The sequence below is a fragment of the Rufibacter ruber genome, assembly GCF_001647275.1.
Taxonomy (GTDB): domain Bacteria; phylum Bacteroidota; class Bacteroidia; order Cytophagales; family Hymenobacteraceae; genus Nibribacter; species Nibribacter ruber_C.
The window spans coordinates 1-1,518 of record NZ_LRMM01000152.1 but is presented as its reverse complement, the minus strand read 5'-3'; the positions used below and the strand labels follow the sequence as shown (position 1 = coordinate 1,518).

The 1,518-nt window shown below is 62.6% G+C and carries 2 protein-coding genes; both read right to left on the bottom strand.

The window, feature by feature from the left end; genetic code table 11:
• Window positions 1-5 precede the first annotated feature (5 nt).
• Window positions 6-464 (bottom strand): phosphatidylglycerophosphatase A family protein, encoded by a 459-nt coding sequence (locus A8O25_RS22285; protein WP_066839879.1) that lies wholly within the window; start codon window positions 462-464, stop codon window positions 6-8.
• A gap of 26 nt (window positions 465-490) precedes the next feature.
• Window positions 491-1,518 (bottom strand): inositol-3-phosphate synthase (locus A8O25_RS22280; RefSeq protein ID WP_066839876.1); only part of this gene is annotated, 1,028 nt, incomplete at its 5' end.

Here is a 1,518-nt window from a genome sequence, read left to right as displayed (position 1 = left end):
AGCATCTAAAATAGCTTTACGTAAATGAGTAGTTGCAGAACCACATTGGCGTAGATTCCGGAGAGCGCGTCATCCATCATCACGCCCCATCCGCCGGGCAGCCTCTCGGTTCTCCTGATGCCGAGGGGCTTCACAATGTCAAAGAAGCGGAACAGCACCAGCGCGGCCAGCAGGTAAGGGACCGTCACCGGGATGAACAGCAGGCTGGTGCACATTCCCGCCGCCTCGTCTACCACCACCTTTTTGTCGTCTTTGCCCCAGCAAGGTTCCACCTCATTGGCAGACCAGACGCCCAGTGCTGTTATCAGCGCCGTGACGCCTACTTGCCAGAGGACAAGCCCACCCCCGCCGCCCGGCAAGAAATACCAGCAAAGGCAGGTGGCCGCCGCGGCCACCGTGCCCCCGCCCCTGCCCACGTACCCGATGCCCAGGCCGGTGGAGATGAGTTTGTGCAGCTGAACCATATAGAACTTTCTAAACCCTCAGTCCCCTACAGGGTGTCCACCAGCTCCTGGTAGTAGTCCAGGCCCAGGTGGGTGATCAGGTCCTCGCCCATCATGTGGCGCAGGGTGTTCTGCAGCTTCATGAGCTGCTTGAAGATGTCGTGCTCCGGGGCCAGGCCCTCGGCCGTCTGCGGGGACTTGTAGTAGAAGCTCAGCCACTCCTGGATGCCCGACATGCCCGCCCGCTGCGCAAGGTCGGTGAACAGGGCCAGGTCCAGCACCAGCGGCGCTGCCAGGATGGAGTCGCGGCACAGGAAGTTGATCTTGATCTGCATCTGGTAGCCCAGCCAGCCGAAGATGTCGATGTTGTCCCAGCTCTCCTTGTTGTCGCCGTGGGGCGGGTAGTAGTTGATCCTGACCTTGTGGTACATGTCCCCGTAGAGCTCGGGGTTGGACCCGGGGCGGAAGATCTCGTCCAGCACGCTCAGCTTTGAGACCTCCTTGGTCTTGAAGTTCTCGGGGTGGTCCAGCACGTAGCCGTCGCGGTTGCCCAGGATGTTGGAGGAGAACCAGCCCCTCACGCCCAGCGCCCTGGCGTGCAGCCCGGGGGCCAGGATGGTCTTCATCAGCGTCTGCCCGGTCTTGAAGTCCTTGCCCGAGACGGCCACGCCGTGCTCCCTGGCCAGCTCCACCAGGGCGGGGATGTCCACGGTCAGGTTCGGCGCGCCGTTGGCGAAGGGCACGCCCATTTTGATGGCCGCGTAGGCGTAGATCATGCTCGGGGCGATGGCCGGGTCATTGTTCACAAGGCCCTCTTCGAACGCGGCGATGCTCCGGTGCACGTCGGACTCCTCGATGTAGATCTCGGTGGAGCCGCACCACACCATCACCAGGCGGTCGCAGCCGTTCTCCTGCTTGAAGGAGCGGATGTCCTCCATCAGCATCTCGGCCAGCTCCATCTTGTCGGCGCCCTGCTTCACGTGCTCGCCGTCCAGGTTGCGGGCGTAGGCCTTGTCGAAGACCGCCTTCATGGGCTTGAGCGCCTCCAGCTCGGGTTTGATGGCGTGCAGCAGCA

Bases quoted from the DNA above. Each gene is read 5' to 3' on its own strand.
- A8O25_RS22285 (WP_066839879.1), bottom strand. From the start codon at position 464: ATGGTTCAGCTGCACAAACTCATCTCCACCGGCCTGGGCATCGGGTAC.